Annotated in this window: 18 protein-coding genes; 10 read left to right on the plus strand and 8 right to left on the minus strand. The window is 64.3% G+C overall.

Translation table 11 applies throughout. The features are described 5' to 3' along the window. Positions 1-13: 13 nt before the first annotated feature. Positions 14-358: a hypothetical protein gene (locus FJ418_RS03820; protein WP_140543813.1), complete on the plus strand. Its 345-nt coding sequence runs from the start codon at positions 14-16 to the stop codon at positions 356-358. 4 nt (positions 359-362) lie between these two features. On the opposite strand, the gene ggt is transcribed toward FJ418_RS03820, so the two are convergent. From ggt to FJ418_RS03835, 3 genes are all read right to left on the minus strand, one after another. Beyond that, a complete protein-coding gene (gene ggt / locus FJ418_RS03825) occupies positions 363-2,102 on the minus strand; it encodes a gamma-glutamyltransferase (protein ID WP_140863701.1) in 1,740 nt (579 codons plus the stop codon). Between the two features lie 98 nt (positions 2,103-2,200). After that, positions 2,201-3,493 (minus strand): L-rhamnose catabolism isomerase, encoded by a 1,293-nt coding sequence (gene rhaI / locus FJ418_RS03830; RefSeq protein ID WP_140863703.1) that lies wholly within the window; start codon positions 3,491-3,493, stop codon positions 2,201-2,203. An 88-nt stretch (positions 3,494-3,581) separates the two neighbouring features. Beyond that, positions 3,582-5,684 (minus strand): bifunctional rhamnulose-1-phosphate aldolase/short-chain dehydrogenase, encoded by a 2,103-nt coding sequence (locus FJ418_RS03835; RefSeq protein ID WP_140863705.1) that lies wholly within the window; start codon positions 5,682-5,684, stop codon positions 3,582-3,584. Between the two features lie 187 nt (positions 5,685-5,871). Here FJ418_RS03835 and FJ418_RS03840 point away from each other — a divergent pair, with 187 nt between their 5' ends. From FJ418_RS03840 to FJ418_RS03870, 7 genes are all read left to right on the plus strand, one after another. Continuing rightward, positions 5,872-6,681, plus strand: coding sequence for a DeoR/GlpR family DNA-binding transcription regulator (locus FJ418_RS03840; protein ID WP_128259638.1), 810 nt, complete (start codon positions 5,872-5,874; stop codon positions 6,679-6,681). 55 nt (positions 6,682-6,736) lie between these two features. Then, complete coding sequence (rhaS, locus tag FJ418_RS03845; RefSeq protein WP_140647400.1) at positions 6,737-7,732, plus strand: rhamnose ABC transporter substrate-binding protein; 996 nt, start codon at positions 6,737-6,739, stop codon at positions 7,730-7,732. 84 nt (positions 7,733-7,816) lie between these two features. Continuing rightward, positions 7,817-9,376: a sugar ABC transporter ATP-binding protein gene (locus FJ418_RS03850; RefSeq protein ID WP_140863707.1), complete on the plus strand. Its 1,560-nt coding sequence runs from the start codon at positions 7,817-7,819 to the stop codon at positions 9,374-9,376. Beyond that, complete coding sequence (locus FJ418_RS03855) at positions 9,373-10,350, plus strand: ABC transporter permease (RefSeq protein ID WP_140706291.1); 978 nt, start codon at positions 9,373-9,375, stop codon at positions 10,348-10,350. Before FJ418_RS03850 ends, FJ418_RS03855 begins: the two co-directional genes overlap by 4 nt. Continuing rightward, entirely contained in the window at positions 10,347-11,348 is a 1,002-nt protein-coding gene (locus FJ418_RS03860) for an ABC transporter permease (protein ID WP_140863711.1), read from the plus strand. Before FJ418_RS03855 ends, FJ418_RS03860 begins: the two co-directional genes overlap by 4 nt. Then, on the plus strand, positions 11,348-11,662 hold the full coding sequence (gene rhaM / locus FJ418_RS03865; protein ID WP_210243142.1) for an L-rhamnose mutarotase: 315 nt from the start codon (positions 11,348-11,350) through the stop codon (positions 11,660-11,662). The genes FJ418_RS03860 and rhaM overlap by 1 nt, the downstream gene beginning before the upstream one ends. Next, complete coding sequence (locus FJ418_RS03870; RefSeq protein WP_140863716.1) at positions 11,659-13,008, plus strand: FGGY-family carbohydrate kinase; 1,350 nt, start codon at positions 11,659-11,661, stop codon at positions 13,006-13,008. Before rhaM ends, FJ418_RS03870 begins: the two co-directional genes overlap by 4 nt. Positions 13,009-13,022: 14 nt before the next feature. Here FJ418_RS03870 and FJ418_RS03875 read toward each other — a convergent pair whose 3' ends face one another. Both FJ418_RS03875 and galE read right to left on the minus strand, forming a co-directional pair. Then, the gene (locus FJ418_RS03875; protein WP_140863719.1) at positions 13,023-14,279 is read right to left on the minus strand and encodes a D-amino acid dehydrogenase; all 1,257 of its coding nucleotides are present in this window, start codon (positions 14,277-14,279) and stop codon (positions 13,023-13,025) included. Positions 14,280-14,462: 183 nt separating this feature from the next. Then, the gene (gene galE, locus FJ418_RS03880; RefSeq protein ID WP_140706301.1) at positions 14,463-15,458 is read right to left on the minus strand and encodes a UDP-glucose 4-epimerase GalE; all 996 of its coding nucleotides are present in this window, start codon (positions 15,456-15,458) and stop codon (positions 14,463-14,465) included. Between the two features lie 331 nt (positions 15,459-15,789). Here galE and hemA point away from each other — a divergent pair, with 331 nt between their 5' ends. Beyond that, positions 15,790-17,067 (plus strand): 5-aminolevulinate synthase, encoded by a 1,278-nt coding sequence (hemA, locus tag FJ418_RS03885; protein WP_140863721.1) that lies wholly within the window; start codon positions 15,790-15,792, stop codon positions 17,065-17,067. Between the two features lie 62 nt (positions 17,068-17,129). Here the strand turns inward: hemA and FJ418_RS03890 are convergent, their stop codons facing one another. Together FJ418_RS03890 and mscL are read right to left on the minus strand one after the other, a co-directional pair. Continuing rightward, positions 17,130-18,296: a pyridoxal phosphate-dependent aminotransferase gene (locus tag FJ418_RS03890; RefSeq protein ID WP_140863723.1), complete on the minus strand. Its 1,167-nt coding sequence runs from the start codon at positions 18,294-18,296 to the stop codon at positions 17,130-17,132. Positions 18,297-18,402: 106 nt separating this feature from the next. Further along, complete coding sequence (gene mscL, locus FJ418_RS03895) at positions 18,403-18,825, minus strand: large conductance mechanosensitive channel protein MscL (RefSeq protein ID WP_140659383.1); 423 nt, start codon at positions 18,823-18,825, stop codon at positions 18,403-18,405. A 237-nt stretch (positions 18,826-19,062) separates the two neighbouring features. Here mscL and FJ418_RS03900 point away from each other — a divergent pair, with 237 nt between their 5' ends. Beyond that, positions 19,063-22,548 (plus strand): PAS-domain containing protein, encoded by a 3,486-nt coding sequence (locus FJ418_RS03900; RefSeq protein WP_181166831.1) that lies wholly within the window; start codon positions 19,063-19,065, stop codon positions 22,546-22,548. Here FJ418_RS03900 and FJ418_RS03905 read toward each other — a convergent pair whose 3' ends face one another. After that, entirely contained in the window at positions 22,549-23,208 is a 660-nt protein-coding gene (locus FJ418_RS03905) for a response regulator transcription factor (protein ID WP_140864072.1), read from the minus strand. It lies immediately after the preceding gene. Positions 23,209-23,264: the final 56 nt, after the last annotated feature.

Here is a 23,264-nt window from a genome sequence, read left to right on the forward strand (position 1 = left end):
CGGAGAACGAACGATGCGCGAATCCCTCGGTCAAGACGAATATGGCTCGACCAGCCCCTTCGACCCTGACGACCTGCCCAATCTCAATGCGATGGGGCCGGCGATGGGCGGCGGCAATGATTTCGAGAAATACGCGGTCGCCGTCATCATCGTCTTCGGCGCGCTGATCATCGGCGGCCTGATGGCCGCCTCCATGTCCTTCGGCCACCGCAACGGCTTCCTGTTCGCGCTTGGCGGCGCCACGGCGGCCTGGATCTCGGGCAATGCGCTGCTGCTCGACCGGCCGCGCATCTATGCCCTCTTCGTCGCTATCGCCGCCGTGATGCTGATCGCCTCGACCATCACGCTGGTCACCTGATCAATTAATATCCCAGCGCCTCGCCGGCTGCGGCGCGGCTGTCGATGGCGCCGTTGTAGCGCGCGCCGCCGCCTTTCTCGATCTCGCTGAGGCTCTTACCGCCGACCAGAATGCCAGCGGCTTGTCCCCAGGTCTCGTCGCTCAAGTCCAGATGATAGCCCATGCCGGCAAGCAGCTTCTCCGTGTCCGGCGAAAGCCCGAACGGTTCGACATAGATGGTGTCCGGCAGCCATTGATGATGGATGCGCGGCGCGTCGATCGCCTGCTGGATGTCCATGCCGTGGTCGATGACGTTGACGATCGCCTCGAGCGTGATGGTGATGATGCGCGAGCCGCCCGGGCTGCCGATGACCATTAACGGCTTGCCGTCCTTCGTGACGATCGTCGGGCTCATAGAGGATAAGGGCGTCTTCTTCGGCTGAATGGCGTTCGCTTCGCCCTGCACCAGGCCGTAGAGGTTCGGCACGCCCGGCTTCTGGGTGAAATCGTCCATCTCGTTGTTGAGCAGGATGCCGGTGCCGTCGGCGACGACGCTGGCGCCGAAGGAGCCGTTCAGCGTGTAGGTGACGGCCACCGCGTTGCCGTCCTTGTCGATGATCGAATAATGCGTGGTTTCCTTCGACTCGCCGAAGCCCTTCGGCATCAGCTCCTTCGAGACGCCGGCGCGGAACGGGTCGATCTTGTCGCGGATGTCTTTCGCATAGGCCTTGTCGACCAGCTTCGAGACCGGATTGTCGACGAAATCAGGGTCGCCGAGCGCCGAGTTGCGGTCGACATAGGCCTGGCGCATGGCTTCCACCATGACGTGAACCGTCTCGGCCGAGCCGGCGCCGAGATAGGAGAGCGGATAGCCCTCCAGCACGTTGAGTATCTCGCAGATAATGACGCCGCCCGAGCTCGGCGGCGGCGAGGAAATGATCTCGTAGCCGCGATAGGAACAGGTCACCGGCTTCAGCTCGCGCACCGCATATTGCTCGAAATCGCCCTTGGCGAGGATGCCGCCCTTGGCGCCGCTCGCCTTGACGATGGCGTCCGCGATAGCACCCTTGTAGAAGGCGTCCGGCCCCTTTTCCGAAATCGCCGACAGCGAGGCGGCGAGGTCCGGCTGAACGAGCTTCTCGCCAATCCCGTAAGGCTTGCCATCCGGTTTCAGGAAGATGGCGGCGGCCGCCGGATCCTTTGCCAGACGATCGGCGCCGCCTGCGAACGACGCGGCATCGCCCTGGTTGAGCACGAAGCCATCCTTGGCGTAGGCAATCGCCGGCGCCATCAGATCCTGCCTGGTGAGCGTGCCGTATTTCTCGCGCGCCATCTCGAAGCCGGCGACCGAGCCCGGCACGCCGACCGCCAGATAGCCGTCGAGGCTGGCGCCTTTCACCGGATTGCCGTCCTTGTCGAGATACATGGTCTTGGTCGCGGCGAGCGGCGCGCGCTCGCGGAAATCGAGGAAGGTCGTGCGGCCGTCCTTCATGCGCACGGTCATGAACCCGCCGCCGCCGATGTTGCCGGCATTGGGATAGACGACGGCGAGCGCATAGCCGACGGCAACAGCGGCATCGACCGCATTGCCGCCCTTTTTCAGCACGTCGACGCCGATCTCGGTCGCCAGATGCTGGGCCGTCACCACCATGCCGTGCTCGCCCTTGGCCGGTTGCGGCGAGGCGGCGAGGACGATGGTCGGCGGCGCCAGGGTAATTGCGAGCGAAAGGGTGACGCCGATCAGCGTCCGACGAGTCAAGGGCATGGCGGTGCTCCTGGCGTTGGGGACGCCTAGAAAAGACCCTGCCGGCGGACCTGTCCACCGCCAATAGCGCTGGACCAGATCAATCCGATATCTGCCTGTCAGACGATGCCGCCGCCACCGCCGGCGACTGCCGGCCGCTCGGCCGCGACCTTGGCCCGGTAGCCGGCCTCGCGATAGGCCGCGACCGGATCGATCGCGCCGCCAGTGCGCAGTCTGGCCATCGCCAAGATCGGCTCGACATCGGTGCGGTAGGCGCTTTTAAGTGTCTGCGTCGCCATCAGCGCGTCGTTCTCCTCCTGGAAGCCATCCAGCGCCTTGCGGTCGACCAGCAGCGCCTGCGCATAGGCGCGCTGCACCTCAACCGCCGACAGCATCAGGCTTTCGATCGGATCGGTGACGTTGTGGCTCTGGTCGAGCATGTGCGCGGGGTTGAAGCCGTCCGCCCCGGAGAGCTCGGCATCGACCAGCTCGTTGAAGACCAGGAACAGCCGGTAAGGATCGATCGACCCGGCATCAAGGTCGTCATCGCCATATTTGGAATCGTTGAAGTGGAAACCGCCGAGCTTACCGAACTGGATCAGCCGCGACACGATCATCTCGATGTTGACGTTGGGCGCATGGTGGCCGAGATCGACCAGGCAGAAGGCCTTGTCGCCGAGCTCCCTGGCAATGATGTAGTTGGTGCCCCAATCCTGCACCACTGTCGAATAGAAGGCCGGCTCATACATCTTGTGTTCGGTGAACAGCCGCCAGTCGTCCGGCAGGCCGGCATAGATGTCGCGCATGGCGTCGAGATAGCGCTCGAAGGCCTTTGCGAAATTGACCTGGCCCGGGAAATTCGAGCCGTCGCCGATCCACACCGTCAGCGCCTTGGAGCCGAGCGTCCTGCCGATCTCGATGCATTCGAGATTGTGCTCGACCGCCTGGCGGCGCGTGCCGGCATCGGCATGCGAGAGCGAACCGAATTTGTAGGAGAGCTTCTGGTCCTTTGCGTCGGAGAAGGTGTTGGAATTCATCGCGTCGAAGCCGAGGCCGAAGCGGGACGCCGCCTGCTTCAGCCGGTTCGCATCGGCTTTGTCCCACGGGATGTGCAGCGAGACGGTCGGCGTCGCCTGCGTCAGCTGGCTGATGACGGCGCAATCCTCGATCTTGTCGAAGATGTCGCGCGGCTCGCCGGGACCCGGAAAGCGGGCGAAGCGCGTGCCGCCGGTGCCGACGCCCCAGGACGGGATAGCCACGCCGAATTTCTCGACCTTGTCGCGGATCGCGTCGATGGCGATGCCGCGCCGGTCGAGGCGCTCGCCGAGCGACGCGTAATCGCGCTCGAAGTCGGGTTTGCGCGCGGCGTTGTCCTTTTCGACGACGTCGGCCGAGATGATCTGTTCGGACACTGCACTTCCTCCCAAGAACGTGTTCGGCCGGCGCTGCCCCTCATCCGCCTGCCGGCACCTTCTCCCCGTTGAACGGGGAGAAGGAAGCTTATCGCGTAAAACTTTGCGCGTTGCCGGCGTCGACGTTGACGATATTGCCGGTCGATTTGGCCGACATGTCGGAGGCGAAGAAGTAGATTGCCTCGGCAATGTCTTCCGGGAAGACCGAGCGCTTCAGCATCGAGCGCGAGCGGTAATGCTCCTCGAGATCGTCGGTCGACATCTTGTAGGCGGCGGCGCGCTGTTCCTTCCACTCGCCGGTCCAGATTTTCGAGCCGCGCAGCACGGCGTCCGGATTGACGACATTGACCCTGATCTGGGCTTCCGCGCCCTCCAGCGCCAGGCAGCGGGCAAGATGGATCTCAGCCGCCTTGGCCGTGCAATAGGCGGACGCATTCGGCGATGCGGCGAGGCCGTTCTTGGAGGCGACGAAGACGACGTTGCCGCCGATCTTCTGGGCGCGGAACAGGCGGAAAGCCTCGCGTGAGACGAGGAAATAGCCGGTGGACAGGATGTCCATATTCTTGTTCCACAACGCCAGCGTCGTCTCCTCGATCGGTGCCGAGGAGGCCAGGCCGGCATTCGAGACCAGGATGTCGACACCGCCGAATTCGACCGCAGTTTCGGCGAAGCCGGAAAGCACTTGATCCTCGGAGGTGACATCGATGCGCACCGGACGGACGAAGTCTTTTCCGTAGGCCTTCGAGAGCTCGTCATTGGCGCTGGCCAAAGCCGCTTCGTCTATATCGGCGAGCACAACGCAAGCGCCTTCGCGCAGCAGCCGGTTGGCGGTGGCGCGGCCGATGCCGCCGGCGCCGCCGGTGACCAGCGCGATCTGGCCGGCCAGCGCCTTCGGCTTCGGCAGGCGCTGGAGCTTGGCTTCCTCGAGCTGCCAATATTCGATGTCGAAGGCTTCCTGCGCCGGCAGGCCGACATAGGACGAGACCGTCGAGGCGCCGCGCATGACGTTGATGGCGTTGACGTAGAACTCGCCGGATATGCGCGCGGTCGCCTTGTCGCCGGCGAAGGTGAACATGCCGACGCCGGGCATCAGATAGACCACGGCATTGGGATCGCGGATGGCCGGCGAGTCCGGATGCTTGCAGCCGTCGTAATAGGCCTGGTAGCCGACACGATAGGCGGCAATGTCGTCGGCGAGCCGCGCGATGACGGCGTCGATATCGGGCTTTGCCGGATCGAACTCGATGACCAGCGGCCGGATCTTGGTGCGCAGGAAGTGATCGGGACATGATGTGCCGAGCGCCGCCAGCGGCCGCAAGTCCTTGGAGTTAACGAATTCGAGCACGGCCGGTTGGTCGTCGAAATGGCCGAGCTTGTGGCTCTGTTCGGAGATCAGGCCGCGGATCCTCGGCATCAGCTTGGCGGCGATGGCGCGGCGCGCCGGCGCGTCGAGCGACTGGACGGCCTCGCCGCCGAAGATCGCCTTGCCCTCGGATTTCCGCTCGAACCAGTCGATTGCCTGGTTGATCACCGAGATCGTCGTCTCGTAGCACTCCTTCGGCGTGTCGCCCCAGGTGAAGAGGCCGTGGCTTTCCAGCACGACGCCCTTGGCCTCGGGGTTTTCGAGGCAGAATTTCTCCAGCCACAGGCCAAGCTCGAAGCCCGGCCGCTTCCAGGGCAGCCAGCCGATGGCGTCGCCGAAGATCTCCTTGGTGATCGCCTTGGAATCCTTGGCCGCGGCAACCGCGATGATGGCGTCGGGATGCATGTGGTCGACGCAAGCCTTCGGCACGTAAGCGTGCAGCGGCGTGTCGATCGAGGCCGCGCGCGGATTGAGGTTGAAGGTGCAGTGGGGCAGGTAGCCCACCATCTCGTCCTCGTGCTCGACGCCGCGATAAAGACCTTTGATGGCACGCAGCTTGTCCATGTAAAGCGTGGCGAAACCGTCAAGCTTGATCGAGGCGCTGTCGCCACCAGAGCCCTTGACCCAGAGGACTTCCACCTCCTCGCCGGTGAGCGGGTCCTTCTGCCGGACCTTGGACGAGGTGTTGCCGCCGCCGTAATTGGTGACGCGCTTGTCGGAACCCAACGTGTTCGAGCGATAGACCAGGAGCTCGGGACCGCTCATCCCTTCGGCTTTTGCATCGTCCCAAAGGTTGGCGAGGCGCGAGCCGGAGCGCTTGTCGAGCATAGGTATCCTCCCTTGGAGCGCGAACGCCGCACCCTCATTTCTCGCCGGGAATGTCTACGCAAGCGCCTCGCTTGTCAATCACAAACGATCAATATCGATCATATTGCACTGCACAATGAAAATATTTGATCGGAAATGATTGACACTGCGCGTTTTCTAAGGCCTGATGCTTGGGCAGGGAGGAACCATGCACGAGAAAGAGCGCCACAGGATCATTCTGTCCGCCGTCCAGGAAAAGCCTGTGGTGACGGTGCAGGAAATGGTCGAGCTGACGGACTCCTCCGAGGCGACGATCCGGCGCGACATCGCGGCCCTCCATGTCCAGAAACGCTTGCGCCGGGTGCGCGGCGGCGCCGAGGCGATCTCGCCGCCGCAGTTCATCGGCCTTGCCGGCCGGCCCTTCTCGGTCAACGAAACGCTGAACGCCGCGCAAAAGCGGGCGATCGCGCGGGAAGCGGTGAACCTGTGCACGGACGGCGAGCCGATCATCATCAATGGCGGCACCACAACCTTCCAGATGGTGCATTTCCTGACCGGCCGCCGGATGCCGATCTTCACCAACTCCTTCCCGATCGCGGAGCATCTGCTCAAGCACTCGAAGAACACGGTGATGCTGTCGGGCGGCACGATCTACCGCGAGCAGAACATCATCCTGTCGCCTTTCGACAATGACGTGACGCGCAACTTCTATGCGCGGCGCATGTTCATGGGTGCGCAGGGGCTGGGGCCGCTCGGACTGATGGAAGGCGATCCGCTGCTGATCCAGGCGGAACAGAAGCTGATCGACCAGGCCGATGAATTGGTGGTGCTGGTCGATTCCTCGAAATTCCGCATGCGCTCCAGCCTGATCCTGTGCGGGCTGTCGCGCATCGCGACCGTGATCACCGACGACGGTATCGAGGATCGCGAGGCCAAGATGCTGGAAACGGCGGGCGTGGCGCTGATCGTCGCCCGCAGACAGTCAAGCGACAAGGAAGAATCTTCACTGCAGGCCTGAGGGAAACTCGCGCCCGCAGCGGCGATGGAATGCAACGCTCAAGGGAGGATATTCGATGAGCTTTTTGAAGAAACTGCTGGTTACGGCGGCCTTTTCCGCCGCCATGTTCGTGAATGCCGCCTATGCCGAGAACGTCAAGATCGCGCTGGTGGTGAAGTCGCTCGGCAACGGCTTCTTCGACGCCGCCAACAAGGGCGCCGAGGAAGCAGCCAAGGAACTGGGCGATGTCGACGTCATCTACACCGGCCCGACCAAGGCGACGGCCGAAGCGCAGATCGAAGTGATCAATTCGCTGATCGCGCAGAAGGTCAACGCGATCGCCGTTTCGGCCAATGACGCCGACGCGCTGGTGCCTGTGCTGAAGAAGGCGATGGAGCGCGGCATCACCGTCATCTCGTGGGATTCCGGCGTCGCCAAGGAAGGCCGCCAGCTCCACCTCAACCCGTCCGACACCGGCCTGATCGGCGAGACGATCATCAAGCTTGCCGCCGACTACCTGCCGGAAGGCGGCGACGTCGCGATCCTCTCGGCGTCCTCGACGGCGACCAACCAGAATGCCTGGATCGAGGCGGCCAAGAAGGTGCTGCCGGAGAAGTTCCCGAAGATCAAGCTGGTCGCCACCGTCTATGGCGATGACGACTCGGCCAAGAGCACCGATGAAGCCAAGGGCCTCTTGAAGTCTTATCCGAACCTCAAGGCAATCATCGCGCCGACCACCGTCGGCGTCGTCGCCGCCGCGCAGGTCGTCACCGACGAGAACCTGATCGGCAAGGTCAACGTCACCGGCCTGGCGCTGCCGTCCGAGTTCAAGAAGTTCATCGACAACGGCGCTTCGCAGGCCGTTGCTCTCTGGAACCCGATCGATCTCGGCTACTCGGCGATCTACCTCGCCCATGACCTGGCGGTGAAGAAGGAAGAAGCCAAGCCCGGCGCTACGCTGTCGATCGGCCGCGTCGGCAAGGTCACGCTCGACGACACCAACTCGGCCGCGATGGCTCCGCCCTTCCAGTTCGACAAGACCAACATCGAGAAGTTCTCCAAAATCTACTGATTCCGGTCGACTTCAAGTTCCTGCGGCGGGACAATTGTCCCGCCGCATCTTCAAACGGACCTTCTCTCGGGGCCTGATACGGATATGGACACGACAGCCCAGCGCAAAATAGAGACGGAGCGGCCCGGGCCTTCAGGCCCGGCCCAAAGCGCCTCTCCTCGCCTGACGCTCTCAGGCATCTCGAAAAGCTTCCCGGGCGTGCGTGCCCTGCATAATGTCAGCCTGTCGCTCTATCCTGGACAGGTGACGGCGCTGATCGGCGAGAACGGCGCCGGCAAGTCGACATTGGTCAAGATCATGACCGGCATCTACCAGCCCGATTCAGGCGAGATCGGCATCGACGGCCAGGCCACGACGCTGCCCAGCGCGCATGCCGCCTTCGGCCACGGCATCACCGCCATCCATCAGGAAACCGTGCTGTTCGACGATCTTTCGGTCGCCGAAAACATCTTCCTCGGCCATGCGCCGCGCACCCGCTTCGGCACCATCGACTGGCGCACCATGCGCAAGAACGCGCGCGAGGTGCTGGAGACGATGCGCGCCGGCCATATCGATGCCGACGCGCGTCTCAAGGACCTCGGCATCGCCAACAAGCATCTGGTAGCCGTCGCCCGCGCCATGTCGATCGATGCGCGCATCGTCATCATGGACGAACCGACCGCAGCGCTTTCGATGAAGGAGATCGAGGAGCTTTTCCTGCTGATCGAATTCCTGAAAAGCGATGGCAAGGCGGTGCTGTTCATCAGCCACAAGTTCGATGAGATCTACCGCATCGCCGATCGCTACACCGTCTTCCGCGACGGCGAGATGGTGGGCGAAGGCCTGCTCAAGGACGCCAGCCAGAACGAGATCGTACGCATGATGGTCGGCCGCAATGTCGACCACATCTTTCCGCAGCGCGAGCCGAAGATCGGCGCGCCGGTGCTGTCCGTCTCCGGCCTGTCGCATCCGACCGAGTTCGACGATATCGGCTTCGAATTGCGCAAGGGCGAGATCCTCGGCTTCTACGGGCTGGTCGGGGCCGGGCGCAGCGAGGTGATGCAGGCGATCGCCGGCATCACCCGCACGAGCCGGGGCGCGATTTCACTCGACGGCCGGACGATCGCACCGAAATCGGCTGCGGATTCGATCGAGGCCGGCATCGTCTATGTGCCCGAAGAACGCGGCAAGCAGGGCGTGGTCATCGGCCTGCCGATCTTCCAGAACGTGTCGCTGCCGTCGCTGGCGCGTACCTCCAAATCCGGCGTGCTGCGGCTGGCGGAAGAGTTCGCACTCGCCCGCTCCTACACCGAGCGGCTCGACCTGCGCGCCTCTTCGCTCAGCCAGGATGTCGGCACCCTTTCCGGCGGCAACCAGCAAAAGGTGGTCATCGCCAAATGGCTGGCCACCGCGCCCAAGGTGATCATCCTCGACGAGCCGACCAAGGGCATCGACATCGGCTCCAAGGCCGCCGTGCACGGCTTCATGGCCGAGCTGGTCGCGCAAGGCCTGTCGGTGATCATGGTGTCGTCCGAGCTGCCCGAAATCCTCGGCATGTCGGACCGCGTCGTGGTCATGCGCGAAGGCCGTATCGCGGCGACCTACGACAACAAGGGTCTCGACGCCGAAACGCTGGTTCGGACGGCAGCGGGGATCGCGGCATGAAGAGCTTCCTCAAATATCGCGAGATCTGGCTGCTTGCCGGCATCGTCGTGCTGATCGGCCTGATCTCGACGCGCTTCCCCGGCTTCGCCGACCCGGCCAATCTGCGCCAGGTGTTCAACGACACCTCGATCCTGATGATCCTGGCGCTGGGGCAGATGGTGGTGATCCTGACGCGCTCGATCGATCTGTCTATGGCCTCCAACCTCTGCTTCACCGGCATGGTGGTGGCCATGCTGAACGCCGCGCATCCGGCGATCCCGATCCCGATGCTGATCGTCATCGCGCTTCTCGTCGGCCTGGTGCTCGGCGCCATCAACGGCCTTCTGGTGTGGCGGCTGAACATCCCGTCGATCGTGGTGACGTTGGGCACGCTCACCATCTATCGGGGCGCCACCTTCGTCGTCTCCGGCGGCGCCTGGGTCAATGCCGACCAGATGAGCCCGGACTTCATCAACTTCCAGCGCGTTGCCTTCCTCGGCCTGCCGGTGCTGTCCTGGATCGCGATCGTCGTGATCGCGCTGTTCTTCCTGGTGATGACGCGGACCGCGATCGGCCGCTCGATCTACGCCATTGGCGTCAATCCGACCGCCTCGGTCTATGCCGGCATAGATGTCGGCCGCACCAAATTCATCGTCTTTTGCATTTCCGGCATGATCGGCGGGCTTGCCGGCTATCTGTGGATCTCGCGCTATGTGATCGCCTCGGTCGAGGTCGCCAACGGCTATGAGCTCAACATCATCGCCGCCTGCGTCATCGGCGGCATCTCGATCGCCGGCGGCATCGGCTCGGTCGGCGGCGCGGTGCTGGGGGCGCTGTTCCTCGGCATCATCTCCAACGCGCTGCCGGTCATCAACATCTCGCCCTTCTGGCAGATGGCGATCTCGGGCAGCGCCATCATCCTGGCCGTGGTGCTCAACGCGCGCGGCGAGCGCCGGCAGGGCCGCATCATCCTGAGAAAGGCGGAAGCGGCATGACCGACAGCCCTGCCCCGCGCCATATACCCGACCGGCTCGACAAGCCGCTGTCCTCGGCGATCTTCTCCTGGGAAGCGCTGCTGGTCGTCATCGCGGTCGCCATCTTTGCGGTCAACAGCTTCGCTTCGCCCTATTTCCTCGATCCGTGGTCGCTGTCGGACCTGACCTTCAACTTCACCGAAAAGGGGCTGATCGCTCTAGCCATGGCGCTGCTGATCATCTCCGGCGAGATCGATCTCTCGGTTGCCGCGATCGTGGCTTTAGCCTCGACGATGATGGGCATGGCGGTGCAAGCCGGTGCGGGCACCCCAGTGCTGGTGGCGATCGGCATCGTCGTCGGCCTTGGCTGCGGCTCCTTCAATGGGTTGCTGGTCACCCGCCTCGGCCTGCCTTCCATCGTCGTCACCATCGGCACGATGAGCCTGTTCCGCGGCATCGCCTTCATCATCCTCGGCGACCAGGCCTACAAAGGCTATCCGGAAAGCTTCGCCTTCTTCGGCCAAGGCTATGTCTGGTGGGTCTTCTCGTTCGAGCTGGCGCTGTTCCTGATCGCGGCGCTGATCTACTGGTTCGTCCTGCACCGCACGAGCTTCGGCCGGCGGGTCTTCGCCATCGGCAGCAATCCAGTCGCCTGCCAGTTCTCCGGCGTGCGGGTCGGTCGGATAAAATTCATCCTGTTCTGCCTGACCGGGCTGATGTCGGGCATCGCCTCGGTGCTGATCACCTCGCGGCTTGGCTCGACGCGGCCGTCGATCGCGCAGGGCTATGAACTGGAGGCGATCACCATGGTGGTGCTGGGCGGCGTCTCGATCCTCGGCGGCGCCGGCAGCATCCTGGGTGTCGTGCTCGCCGCCTTCATCATGGGGCTGGTGACGTTCGGCCTCGGACTGCTCAACGTCCCCGGCATTGTCATGTCGATCTTCATCGGCCTGCTGCTGATCATCGTCATCGCGCTGCCGATCGTCTGGCGGCGGCTGCGCGAGGGGCGCTTCGCCTGATGGAAAAATACGCATTCAAGATGAAGCTCAACCCCGGCATGAAGGCCGAATACAAGCGCCGCCATGACGAGATCTGGCCCGAGCTGGTCGCGTTGCTGAGAGAGGCCGGCGTCTCCGACTATTCGATCCATCTCGACGAGGAGACCGACATCCTGTTCGGGGTGCTGTGGCGCCGCGATGACCACGGCATGGCCGATCTTCCGAAGCACCCTATGATGCAGCGCTGGTGGGCGCATATGGCCGACGTCATGGAGACCAAACCCGACAACGAGCCGGTGGCGGCGTCGCTGGAAACCGTGTTCCATATGGCATGATCGTCGCCGTCATCGATATCGGCAAGACCAACGCCAAGGTGGCGCTGGTCGATCTCGCGACACTGAGCGAGGTCGCGCTGCGCCGTATCGCCAACGCGCCAGTGCGGCAGGCGCCCTACCCGCATCACGATGTCGAGGCGCTGTGGACGTTCATCCTGAACAGCCTGGCCGATCTCAACCGCGAACGGCGGATCGATGCGATATCGATCACCACGCATGGCGCAACCGGCGCGCTGGTCGACCGCTCAGGCGAACTGGTGCTGCCTGTGCTCGACTATGAATTCGACGGCCCGGACCAGCTTGCGGCCGACTATGACGCCGTGCGTCCGCCCTTCGCCGAAACCGGCACGCCGAGGCTGCCGATCGGCCTCAATCTCGGCGCGCAGTTTTTCTGGCAGCAGAAGCGGTTCCCAGCGGACTTCGCCAAGACCGCCGCGATGCTGATGTATCCGCAATACTGGGCGCTGCGGCTGACCGGCGTCGCCGCCAACGAGGTGACCTCGCTCGGCTGCCACACTGATCTCTGGAACCCCTCGACATCCGATTACTCGTCGCTGGTCGACCAGATGGGCTGGCGCCGGTTGATGGCGTCGGTGCGACCGGCAAAGGACCGGCTTGGTCCAATCCTGCCGGAGTTGGCGCGGCACACAGGGCTCGACCCACACACTCCGGTGTTCTGCGGGCTGCACGATTCCAACGCCTCGCTGCTGCCGCACCTTTTGTCCGACGCACCGCCCTTCTCGGTCGTCTCGACCGGTACGTGGGTGGTGTCGATGGCGGTGGGCGGCGGCAAGGTCGAACTCGACCCGGCGCGCGACACGCTGGTCAATGTCAACGCGCTTGGCGATCCGGTGCCGTCGGCGCGCTTCATGGGTGGGCGCGAGTTCTCGCTGCTGACCGAAGGCCAAAGCCAGGAGTGGAGCGAAGACGATGTCACCGCCGTTCTGGCGCGGCAGGTCTTGCTGCTGCCTTCCACCCAACAGGGCTCCGGGCCATTCCCGCATCGCGGCGCACAGTGGGTCAATGCCGAGGACTTGAGCGCCGGCCAGCGCTTCGCCGCCATCTCATTCTACCTGGCGCTGATGACCGTGACCTGCCTGGAGCTGATTGGCGGCGACGGGCCGACAACCGTCGAGGGACCGTTCGCGCAGAACCCGCTTTTCATCCGCATGCTGGCGGCAGCGACGAGACGGCCCGTCATTGCATCGGAGACCTCGACCGGCACCAGCATCGGCGCCGCGCTGCTGGCGTCGGATGGCGCTACGGTCACGAGCAAAGGCGAACGCACCGCACCGCCAATCGAGCGCGCCTGGGGCGAATACGCGTTGGCCTGGCAGCAGGCGTGAAGCTCTAAGCCGGCTCAGCGCGCCGTCCCGTAGAGCAATCCCTGCGGATCGATCTGCGGCTTGCGGCCGGCAACGACGTCGGCGAGGAACTGTCCCGAGCCGCAGGCCATGGTCCAGCCGACATGGCCGTGGCCAGTATTGAGATAGAGATTGCGGTATTTCGCCTGGCCGATAACCGGCACCGAGTTCGGCATCATCGGCCGCAGGCCTGCCCACAGCACGGCCTTCTTCTCGTCGAAGGCGCCCGGGAAAAGGTCCTTTCCGGTTTCCAGGATGGTTCTGAAATCGCCCGGCTTGAAGCTGCGGTCGAAGCCGGTGAATTCGGCCGTCGAGGACATGCGCAGGCGGTTGCCAAGCCTGGAATAGCCGATCAGCCGGTCCTCGTCGGCGCCGCCCATGGTCGGCCCCTTGCTTTCGTCTTCCAGGGGAATCGTCGCGGTGTAGCCCTTCACCGGGTAGACCGGCAGGTCGATGCCGTAGCGGCGACCGAGCAGGCCGCTCTCCGGCCCCATGGAGATGACGACGGCGTCGCCGGCGAGCGGGCCGGCCGAAGTCATGACGGCGCGCACCCGATCGCCCTCGATGTCGAGGCCCTGGACCGTCGTGCCGAACAGGAATTTGACGCCGAGCTTCTCGGCGGCATAGGCCGCGAGCCTGTCAGTGAACTGCTTGGAATCGCCAGTCTGGTCGATCGGCGAATAGATGCCGCCGGCGATCTTTTCCTTGACGCCGGCAAGGCCCGATTCCAGCTCGACCAGGCGCTCGCGGCCGACGATCTCGATCGGCAGGCCATGCTCGCCGAGATAGCGGTAATTGTCGGTGCCGGTGTCGAGGCTCTTTTGCGATCGGAAGAAGTAGAGAATGCCCTTCCTGCGTTCGTCGTAATGGATGCCGGTTTCCTCCGAGAGCGCGTTGATGCAATCGCGGGAGTGGAGTGCCAGCCTGAGCTTGATATCGGTGTTGGCGCGCAGGCGCTTCACCGTGCATTCGCGCAGGAAACGCAGGCTCCAGGCATAGAAATAGGGATCGAGGCGCAGCCTGACCTTGATGCCGAGGTCGTGGTTCCAGAGCGCGCGCAGGAAGGTCTTCAGGGCGGCGGGCGAGGCCCAGGCGGTGGCATCGCCCGGCGAGACCAGGCCGGCATTCGACTGGCTGGTGCCGCGCGCCGCCGCCTCGTGGCGCTCGATCACCGTCACCTCATGACCGTCCTTTGCCAAATAATAGGCGGCCGCCGTGCCAACCACGCCGGCGCCGAGAACCAAGACCTTCATGCCGTCCCCTCAGGATCGAACAGGGCAGCGCGCCTCCGCGCACCGCTGCATGAGGCTCAATACCGCGTCTAAAGACGCCGGACGAGCCCTTGGCCCAACAGCTCAGTTTCATTACGCAATTCCGGAGGGAAGGCTACGGCGAAGTCGCCGAACCCAACCGCTACACACTTTTCCCGGAATTGCTCAGGTTCGAACGGAGTTCTTGGTCGTCAGGATGCGTTCCCAGGCCAGCGCATCGTTGACGATCAAGTCGAGATCGTCACGCTGCGGCGTCCACCCGAGTTCGTTGCGGGCAAGCTCGGAATTGGCGACCACGGCGGCGGCGTCGCCCGGCCGGCGGTCCCCCATGCGCACATCGAAGTCATGGCCGAAGGCGCGGCGCACGCTGTCTATCACCTCAAGCACGGAATAGCCGTGGCTGTAGCCGCAATTGGCGACGAGGCTCTCGCCACCGGCGCGCAGCCGCTGCAGCGCCAGCCGGTGCGCGGCGGCGAGATCGCTGACATGGATGTAATCGCGCATGCAGGTGCCGTCCGGCGTCGGATAGTCATTGCCGAAGACCTGCATGAAGGGGCGCTTGCCGAGCGCGGTCTCGCAGGCGACCTTGATCAGATGCGTGGCGCCGGGCGTCGACTGTCCGGTGCGGCCCTTTGGATCGGCGCCGGCGACGTTGAAATAGCGCAGCGCCGTGTAGCGGATGTCGTGCGCCAGGGCGGCATCGCGCAGCATCCACTCGCTCATCAGCTTGGAAAGGCCATAGGGCGATTCCGGCGCAAGGCGGGCATCCTCGCGCACCGGCTCCAGCCCGGCGCCGCCATAGACGGCGGCGGTGGAGGAGAAGATGAAATGCGGCACGCCTTCGCGCACCGCGGTTTCGATCAGCGTGCGGGTCTTGCAGGTGTTGTTCTCGTAGTAACCGAGCGGGTCGGCGACCGATTCCGGCACGACGATCGAACCGGCGAAGTGGATGATGGCATCGACCTTGTTGTCGCGGATGATCCGGCCGACCAGGTCACGATCGGCGACATCGCCAACCACCAACCTTGCTTCCGGGGCCACCGCCCATTCGAAGCCGGTGGAAAGCCGGTCGAGCACCACGACGCTCTCGCCGGCGTCCAGCAGCTCCCAGACCATGTGGCTGCCGATATAGCCGGCACCGCCCGTCACCAAAACCGTCATCATCTACCTCGCTGATCAAGATTTATCGGAAACTGTCTCAACAGCCACCGTGCTGGAAACCCCGCCGCAAGCCCGTTAAAGCCTATGTCGTTCGCCCAAACCGCTGTGCACTTTTGGGCGATATGCATACGCCTCCCTACAGTGTTAAGTCCGTAACAGTTCCTCCCGCCCGAGGCATCGTACTGAAACAAAGCTGCTTCAAACAGCCGGGAATAGGCCACGATCCGGCATCGTTAGGAACAGGGTAAAGGCGTGGCATTTTGACCGGTTGGGTCCGGTGGACGTGGCATGGGGCAGTGACTATGATCCGCCGCAAAATTGGGAAGCCGACATGAATTACCAGCGGTTCTTCGAAGATGCGATCGACCAGCTCCACGCCGAGCGTCGCTACCGCGTTTTCGCCGACCTCGAGCGCATGGTCGGCAAGTTCCCGCGCGCCATCTGGCGTTCCAACGGCCGTGCCCAGGAAATCACCGTTTGGTGCTCCAACGACTATCTCGGCATGGGCCAGAACGAAGATGTCATCGCCGCCTTCCAGAACGCGGCCGGCCGGATGGGTTCGGGCGCCGGTGGCACCCGCAACATCTCCGGCACGTCCAACCCGCTGGTCGAGCTGGAGCATGAGCTCGCCGACCTGCACGACAAGGAAGCAGCCCTTGTCTTCACCTCGGGCTTCGTCTCCAACGAGGCCTCGATCTCGACCGTCGCGCGGCTGCTCCCCAACTGCCTGATCATCTCGGACGAGCTGAACCATGCCTCGATGATCGAAGGCGTGCGGCGCTCGGGCGCGGAAAAGAAGATCTTCCGCCACAACGACGTCGCGCATCTGGAAAGCCTGCTGCAGGCGGCCGGGCGCGAACGCGCCAAGCTGATCGTCTTCGAAAGCGTCTATTCGATGGACGGCGACATCGCGCCGATCAAACAGATCGTCGAGCTCGCCGAACGCTACAACGCCATGACCTATATCGACGAGGTCCATGCCGTCGGCATGTACGGACCGCGCGGCGGCGGCATCACCGAGCGCGAAGGCCTGGCCGACCGCATCGACATCATCCAGGGCACGCTGGCCAAGGCCTTCGGCACGCTGGGCGGCTACATCACCGGCACCAGCGCGGTGATCGACGCTGTGCGTTCCTATGCGCCGGGCTTCATCTTCACCACCGCGCTGCCGCCGGCCATTGCCGCCGCCACCACCGCCTCTATCCGCCACCTCAAACGCTCGCAGGCCGAGCGCGACGCACAGCAACGCCAGGCGGCGCGCACCAAGCAGGTGCTTGCGGCGGCCGGCTTGCCGGTGATGGAATCGGCCACCCATATCGTGCCGGTGCTGGTCGGCGACCCCGAGCTTTGCAAGATGGCCAGCGACCGCCTGCTCGGCGTGCATGGCATCTACATCCAGCCGATCAACTATCCGACGGTGCCGCGCGGCACCGAGCGGCTGCGCATCACGCCGACGCCGTTCCATTCGGACGCGCTGATCGCCGAATTGCAGGACGCGCTGGTCGAGACCTGGGATGCGCTGGGCATTCCCTACGCCAGCTCCGGCCGTCCCGCCGTCGCCAAGACCGATCGGATCATTCCCCTCCTCGTGCCGAAGTCAGGCGGCTGAAGCCGTTTGAAACGTACTCCGGCGGTCATCCGCCGCGAGTTTCAATCCGGCTTCAGTGCAGTTCACACCGTCTTCGTCCACCTCGCCAAACGATGCGCCGCTTCCTCGAGCTGATCGAGGCGGCGGTGGAAGCATAGTCTGAGGAAGGCTTCGCCGCCGGGGCCGAAGGCGGTGCCGGGCGCCAGGCCGACATTGGCGTTGTCGACGATGTCGAAGGCGGCTTTTCGGGCATCGGTGAGGCCGTCGACCCTGAAGAACAGGTAGAAGGCGCCCTGCGGCACGGTGAAACGCGCCTTGCCGGTTTCGCCCAGAATGCCGCAGACGAGATCGCGGGCGGCCCGAGCGCGCTCCACCTGTTCGGCGATGAAGCCGTCGCCCTCGTCAAGGGCGGCGACCGCGCCGCGTTGCATGAACTGGGCGACGCCCGAGGTCGAGTACTGGATCAGGTTTTCGAACACCTGCTGCAAGGCGGGATGGGTCTTGATCCAGCCGACGCGCCAGCCGGTCATCGCCCAGTTCTTGGAGAAACTGTTGACGAACAGGATGCGGTCCTCGGCCGTGGCCACGTCAAGGAAAGACGGCGCGCGGCCATGGCCGTAGTGGAACAGCGAATAGATCTCGTCGGCAATGATCCACAGGCCCTTTTGGCGGGCGAGATCGAGGATCGCCTGGAGCGTCTCCTTGTCGGCCGTCCAGCCGGTCGGGTTGGACGGCGTGTTGATGAACAACAGCTTCGTGCGCGGCGTGATCGCGGAGGCGATCTTGTCGACATCGCAGGACCAGCCATTGCCGGACTGGTCGAGGGTGACCGGCACCGGCACCGCGCCCGCCACTCCGGCGGCCGCGGCGAAATTCGGCCAGGCGGGCGAGAGATAGATCACCTCGTCGCCGCTGCCGGCGATCGCGTCGATGGCCAGCTGGATGGCATGCATGCCGGATCCGGTGACGATGAACTCTTCCTCGGCGAAGGTCCTGCCGAAATGCCTGGCGTAGTAGCGGGCGAGCGCCTGCCTGAGCGCGGGAATGCCCTTCTGCCAGGTGTAGAACGTCTCGCCGTCGGCCATTCCTTTGGCGGCGGCATCGCTGATGAAGGCCGGCGTCGGCAGATCGCCCTCACCGGCCCAGAGCGGGATCAGGCCTTCGCGCAGGCGGCCGTGATTGACGACGGCGACGATGCCGCTTTCGGGTGCGGCTCGGGCTTCGGTGCGCAAGGTCTGGATCAGGGTCATGCAAGAATCCGTCCGGTTTTTTCGTGACTGCTAGCCTCTTTTACGACAGCCGCAAACAGAAAACCCCGGCCGCAGGCGGCCGGGGTTTTGGGCGCTCGTTGCGGAGTTACCGTTTCGCGAGCAGGTCGCGGATTTCGGTCAGCAACTGTACGTCGGCCGGCGGCGGCGCAGCGGCAGGCGCGGGCTTTTCGCGCTCCAGACGCTTGCGCATATTGTTCACGGCCTTGACCATCAGGAAGATAATAAAGGCAAGGATCAGGAAGTTCAGCACCACGGTGATGAAGCTGCCATAGGCGAAGACCGCGCCCTCTTTCTTGGCATCGGCCAGCGCGGTCGAATGAACGTTCGAGGACAGTCCGAAGAAGTAATTGTTGAAGTCCAGCCCGCCGAAAATCGCGCCGACGATCGGCATGATGATGTCGTTGACCAAGGAATCGACGATCTTGCCGAAGGCGGCGCCGATGATGACGCCCACGGCCAAGTCCATCACATTGCCCTTGGAAATGAATTCCTGGAATTCTTTCAGCATTCGACCCTCCGTGACGGACCGCGCTGCCGCCTCACCAATGTCCTTCGGCGCCGGCCCCAGGCCACCATAACAAAAACCCCCAGTTGCAAAACCGGAAAATAGGCCAAAGCACCGCTTTGTGTTTACGCAAAGTCATCAAGCACATATGCGCCGAAAGCCGCGATGGACTCAGGCGCCAGGCTGTGGTTGCGTCGTGATTGCCGGAGGAGGCAAACGGCCAGGGAGGAAGTGCGGACCGTGTTAGGCTGGTTCGTCGTCATCATCGCGATCGCCTATGTGACGCTGCTTTTTGCCATCGCCAGCGTCGGCGACCGGCGTGCGGCAACCATCGGCCTGGGCCGGGCACGGCCCTTCATCTATGCGCTCAGCCTCGCCATCTATTGCACGTCCTGGACCTTTTTCGGCTCGGTCGGCCTTTCCTCCGAGCGCGGCCTCGAATTCCTCGGCATCTATACAGGCCCGGTGCTGGTCTTCGTGTTCGGCTTCCCGCTGCTCAGCCGCATGATCCGGCTGGCAAAAAGCGAGAAGATCACCTCGATCGCCGACTTCCTCGGCGCCCGCTACGGCAAGAGCTTCACCGTCGCGGCGATCGCGACGCTGATCGCGACCATCGGCGCGGTGCCCTATATCGCGCTGCAGCTGAAGGCGATCTCGGGCTCCGTCAGCCTGATGGTCGAGCACTATACCGGCTCTCCGCCCTCCTTCGATCCGTTCGTCAGCGATATCTCGCTCGTAGTGGCGATGCTTTTGGCGCTGTTCGCGGTGCTGTTCGGCACCCGCCATGCCGACGCCACGGAACATCAGGACGGCCTGGTGCTCGCGGTGGCGGTCGAGACCGTGGTCAAGCTCGCCGCCTTTCTCGCCATCGGCCTGATGGTGACGTTCCTGATCTTCGGCGGGCCCGGCGACATGTTCGCCAAGCTCGCCGGAAACGGCCAGGTGCGTCAGGCCATGAGCTACAGCACCTCTTTGGCCACCTGGCTGGTGCTGACCGGCCTGAGCGGCTTTGCCGTGCTGATGCTGCCGCGACAGTTCTACGTCACCATCGTCGAGAACCGCAGCGAGGCGGAGTTGCGCACAGCGACCTGGGTGTTCCCGCTCTATCTGGTGGCGATCAACCTCTTCGTGCTGCCGATCGCCTTTGCCGGCCTGTCGCTGGTCGGCGCCAGGACCAGCAGCGACCTTTACGTGCTGTCGCTGCCGCTGCTCAGCGGGCATGACCTGCTGGCGATGGCCGCCTTTGTCGGCGGCCTGTCGGCGGCGACCGCCATGGTGATCGTCGAGAGCGTCGCGCTGTCGATCATGATCTCCAACGATCTCGTCATCCCGCTGTTCGTGCGGCGCGTGCTCAAGACCAGTTCCTCGGAGAACGAGGACTGGTCGACGCTCATCCTCAATGTGCGCCGCGCCTCGATCTTCATCATGCTGTTCATCGCCTTCCTCTATTATCGCGAGAGCACCAACAGCGCGCGGCTGTCGTCGATCGGCCTGATGTCGTTTGCGGCGATTGCGCAATTCTCGCCCGCGCTGATCGGCGGCCTGATCTGGCGCCGCGCCAATGGCCGGGGCGCCGCGCTCGGCATGGTCGCCGGCATCGCCGTCTGGGGCTACACGCTGCTGCTCCCCTCGCTCGTCGGTCCTGCTTCCGACATCGTGGCCCACGGCCTGTTCGGCTTCGAGGCGCTGAGGCCGCAGGCGCTGTTCGGCACCGTCGGCGAGCCGCTGAACCATGGCGTGCTGTGGAGCCTCTCGGTCAACGCGCTGTTTTTTGTCCTCGGCTCTCTCTCCCGCGCATCCGTGCCGCTGGAGCGCATCCAGGCGGCGATCTTCGTGCCGCGCGAGGCCGGCCCGATGCCGAGCCTCAGGCGCTTCCGCACTGCCGTCACCGTCAACGACCTGAAGGATACGATCTCGCGCTATCTCGGCGTCGAGCGCACGGAGCGCTCGTTCCAATCCTTCGAAAGGGACGCGAAGGTCTCCCTGCACGGCACCGAACAGGCCAGCATGGATGTCATCCGCTTCTCGGAGCAACTGCTGGCAAGCGCCGTCGGCTCTTCCTCGGCACGGCTGATCCTGTCGCTGCTCTTCCGCCGCAACGACCGGGACTCCAAGGATGCCTTCAAGCTGCTCGACGACGCCACCGAGGCGCTGCAGCACAATCGCGACTTGCTTCAGATCGCGCTCGACCAGATGGAGCAAGGCATCACCGTCTTCGATCGCGATTTCCGGTTGATCTGCTGGAACCGGCAATACCGGCTGCTGTTCGAGCTACCGGACGAGATGGGCCAGGTCGGCGTCTCGCTCGACCGGATCCTGCGCCATCTCGCCGAGCGCGGCGACATTCCCGCCGACCAGCGCGTGACGACGCTCAATCGGCTGACCAGTTTCGCCGGCCCGTGGCAGATGGAGCTGAAGACCAGCGGCCGCATCCTGGAGCTGCGCTCCAACCCGATGCCCGACGGCGGCATCGTCGCCACCTATGCCGACATTTCCGGCCGCGTCGAGCAAGACCTGGCGCTGAAGCGGGCCAATGAATCGCTGGAACAGCGGGTCAAGACCCGCACCATCGAGCTCACGCGCGTCAATGAGGAGCTGGCGCAGGCGCAGATGCTGGCCGAGGAAGCCAATCTCGGCAAGACGCGCTTCCTGGCCGCCGCCGGTCACGACATCCTGCAGCCGCTCAACGCCGCCCGGCTCTATTGCTCGTCGCTGATCGAGAAGGCGGGCAAGGGACCGGCCGGCAAGGCCGCGGTCAATATCGAATCCTCGCTGGAATCGGTCGAGACCATCCTCGGCGCCGTGCTCGACATCTCGCGGCTCGACGCCGGCGCCATGAAGCCCGAGAACGCCGCCTTCACCCTCGGCGGACTGCTCGGCCAGATCGGCAATGATTTCCGCCCACTTGCCGCTGAGAAGAAGCTCGAACTCACGATCATCCCATCCTCGCTCGGCGTCATGACCGACCGCAACCTGCTGCGCCGGCTGATCCAGAACCTCGTTTCCAACGCCATCAAATACACGCGCCAGGGCCGCATCCTGGTTGGAGTGCGGCGACGCGGCGAACTGGCCGAGATCCAGGTGATCGACACCGGCATCGGCATTGCCGGCGACAAGCTCAACACGGTCTTCCACGAATTCACGCGCCTCGACGAGGGCGTGCGCGAGGCCGAAGGCCTTGGCCTGGGGCTCTCCATCGTCGACCGTATCGCCAGGGTGCTGAGGCTCGAGATCCGCATCTACTCCAACCCCGGCAGGGGCACGCGCTTTTCCGTCATCCTGCCGGTCGCGGCGGTCGCCGCGCCGCCGCACGAGGCCGGCAAGGCGCCGGCCCGCTCCGCCTCGACGCTTGCAGGGCTCAATGTGCTGTGCATCGACAATGACGCGCGCATCCTCGACGGCATGCGACTGCTGCTCGAAGGCTGGGGATGCCATGTCGAGACGGCTTCGGGCTCAGGCGATCTGCTGAAACCCGGCGCGCCGAAGCCGGACCTGGTGCTTGCCGACTATCATCTCGACGGCGGCACCGGGCTCGATGCGATCGCCACATTGCGCGCCGCCTACGGACGGGACCTTGCCTGCGTGCTGGTCACCGCCGACCGCTCCAGCGAGGTGCGCGCGGCTGCCGGCCGGCTCGACATTCCGGTGATCAACAAGCCGCTGAAGCCGGCCGTGCTGCGCTCGATGATGGCACGCATCAGGCCGCTGGCGCCGGCAGCGGAATGATCAGCCAACCGGCTGCAGCGGGTCGCCGCCGATCTTCGAAAGCTGGATGACGGCCTGGGTGCGGCTGTCGACGCCGAGCTTCTGCAGGATAGCCGAGACATGCGCCTTGATGGTGGCTTCGGAAACGCCGAGCTCATAGGCGATCTGCTTGTTGAGCAGGCCCTCCGCCAGCATGCCGAGCACCCGCGTCTGCTGTGGCGTCAGCGCCTGCAGCCGCTTGATCAGGTCGGAGATTTCCGGATCGCGCTCGACGCCCAGCTCGACGCCGGTGGGCGCGGCGATATCGCCGGCAAGCACCGCCTGCACGGCGCCGCGTATTTCTTCCATGCTCGCCGATTTGGAGATGAAGCCGGAAGCGCCGAGATCAAGCGCGCGGCGGATGGTGACGGGATCGTCATGCGCCGATACCACCACCAGCGGCACCGCCGGATGGATGCCGCGCAGCGAGATCAGGCCGGAGAGACCGCTGGCGCCCGGCATCGACAGGTCGAGCAGCACCATGTCGACATCCTCGTTGGCAACCACCAGCGCCTTGGCGCTTTCGAAATCGCCGGCCTCATGGATGGCGGCAACGTCGCCGATGCCGGCCAGCGCCTCCTTCAGCGCGCCGCGAAAAAGCGGATGGTCGTCGGCAATGACGAAAGTGTGGCCCGACGGCAAATATTCCTCCCCCGATCCCATCATCATTGTGTGCTTCTTGCGGGGACCGGACCGAT

The sequence above is a fragment of the Mesorhizobium sp. B2-8-3 genome (assembly GCF_006440815.1).
GTDB lineage: Bacteria > Pseudomonadota > Alphaproteobacteria > Rhizobiales > Rhizobiaceae > Mesorhizobium.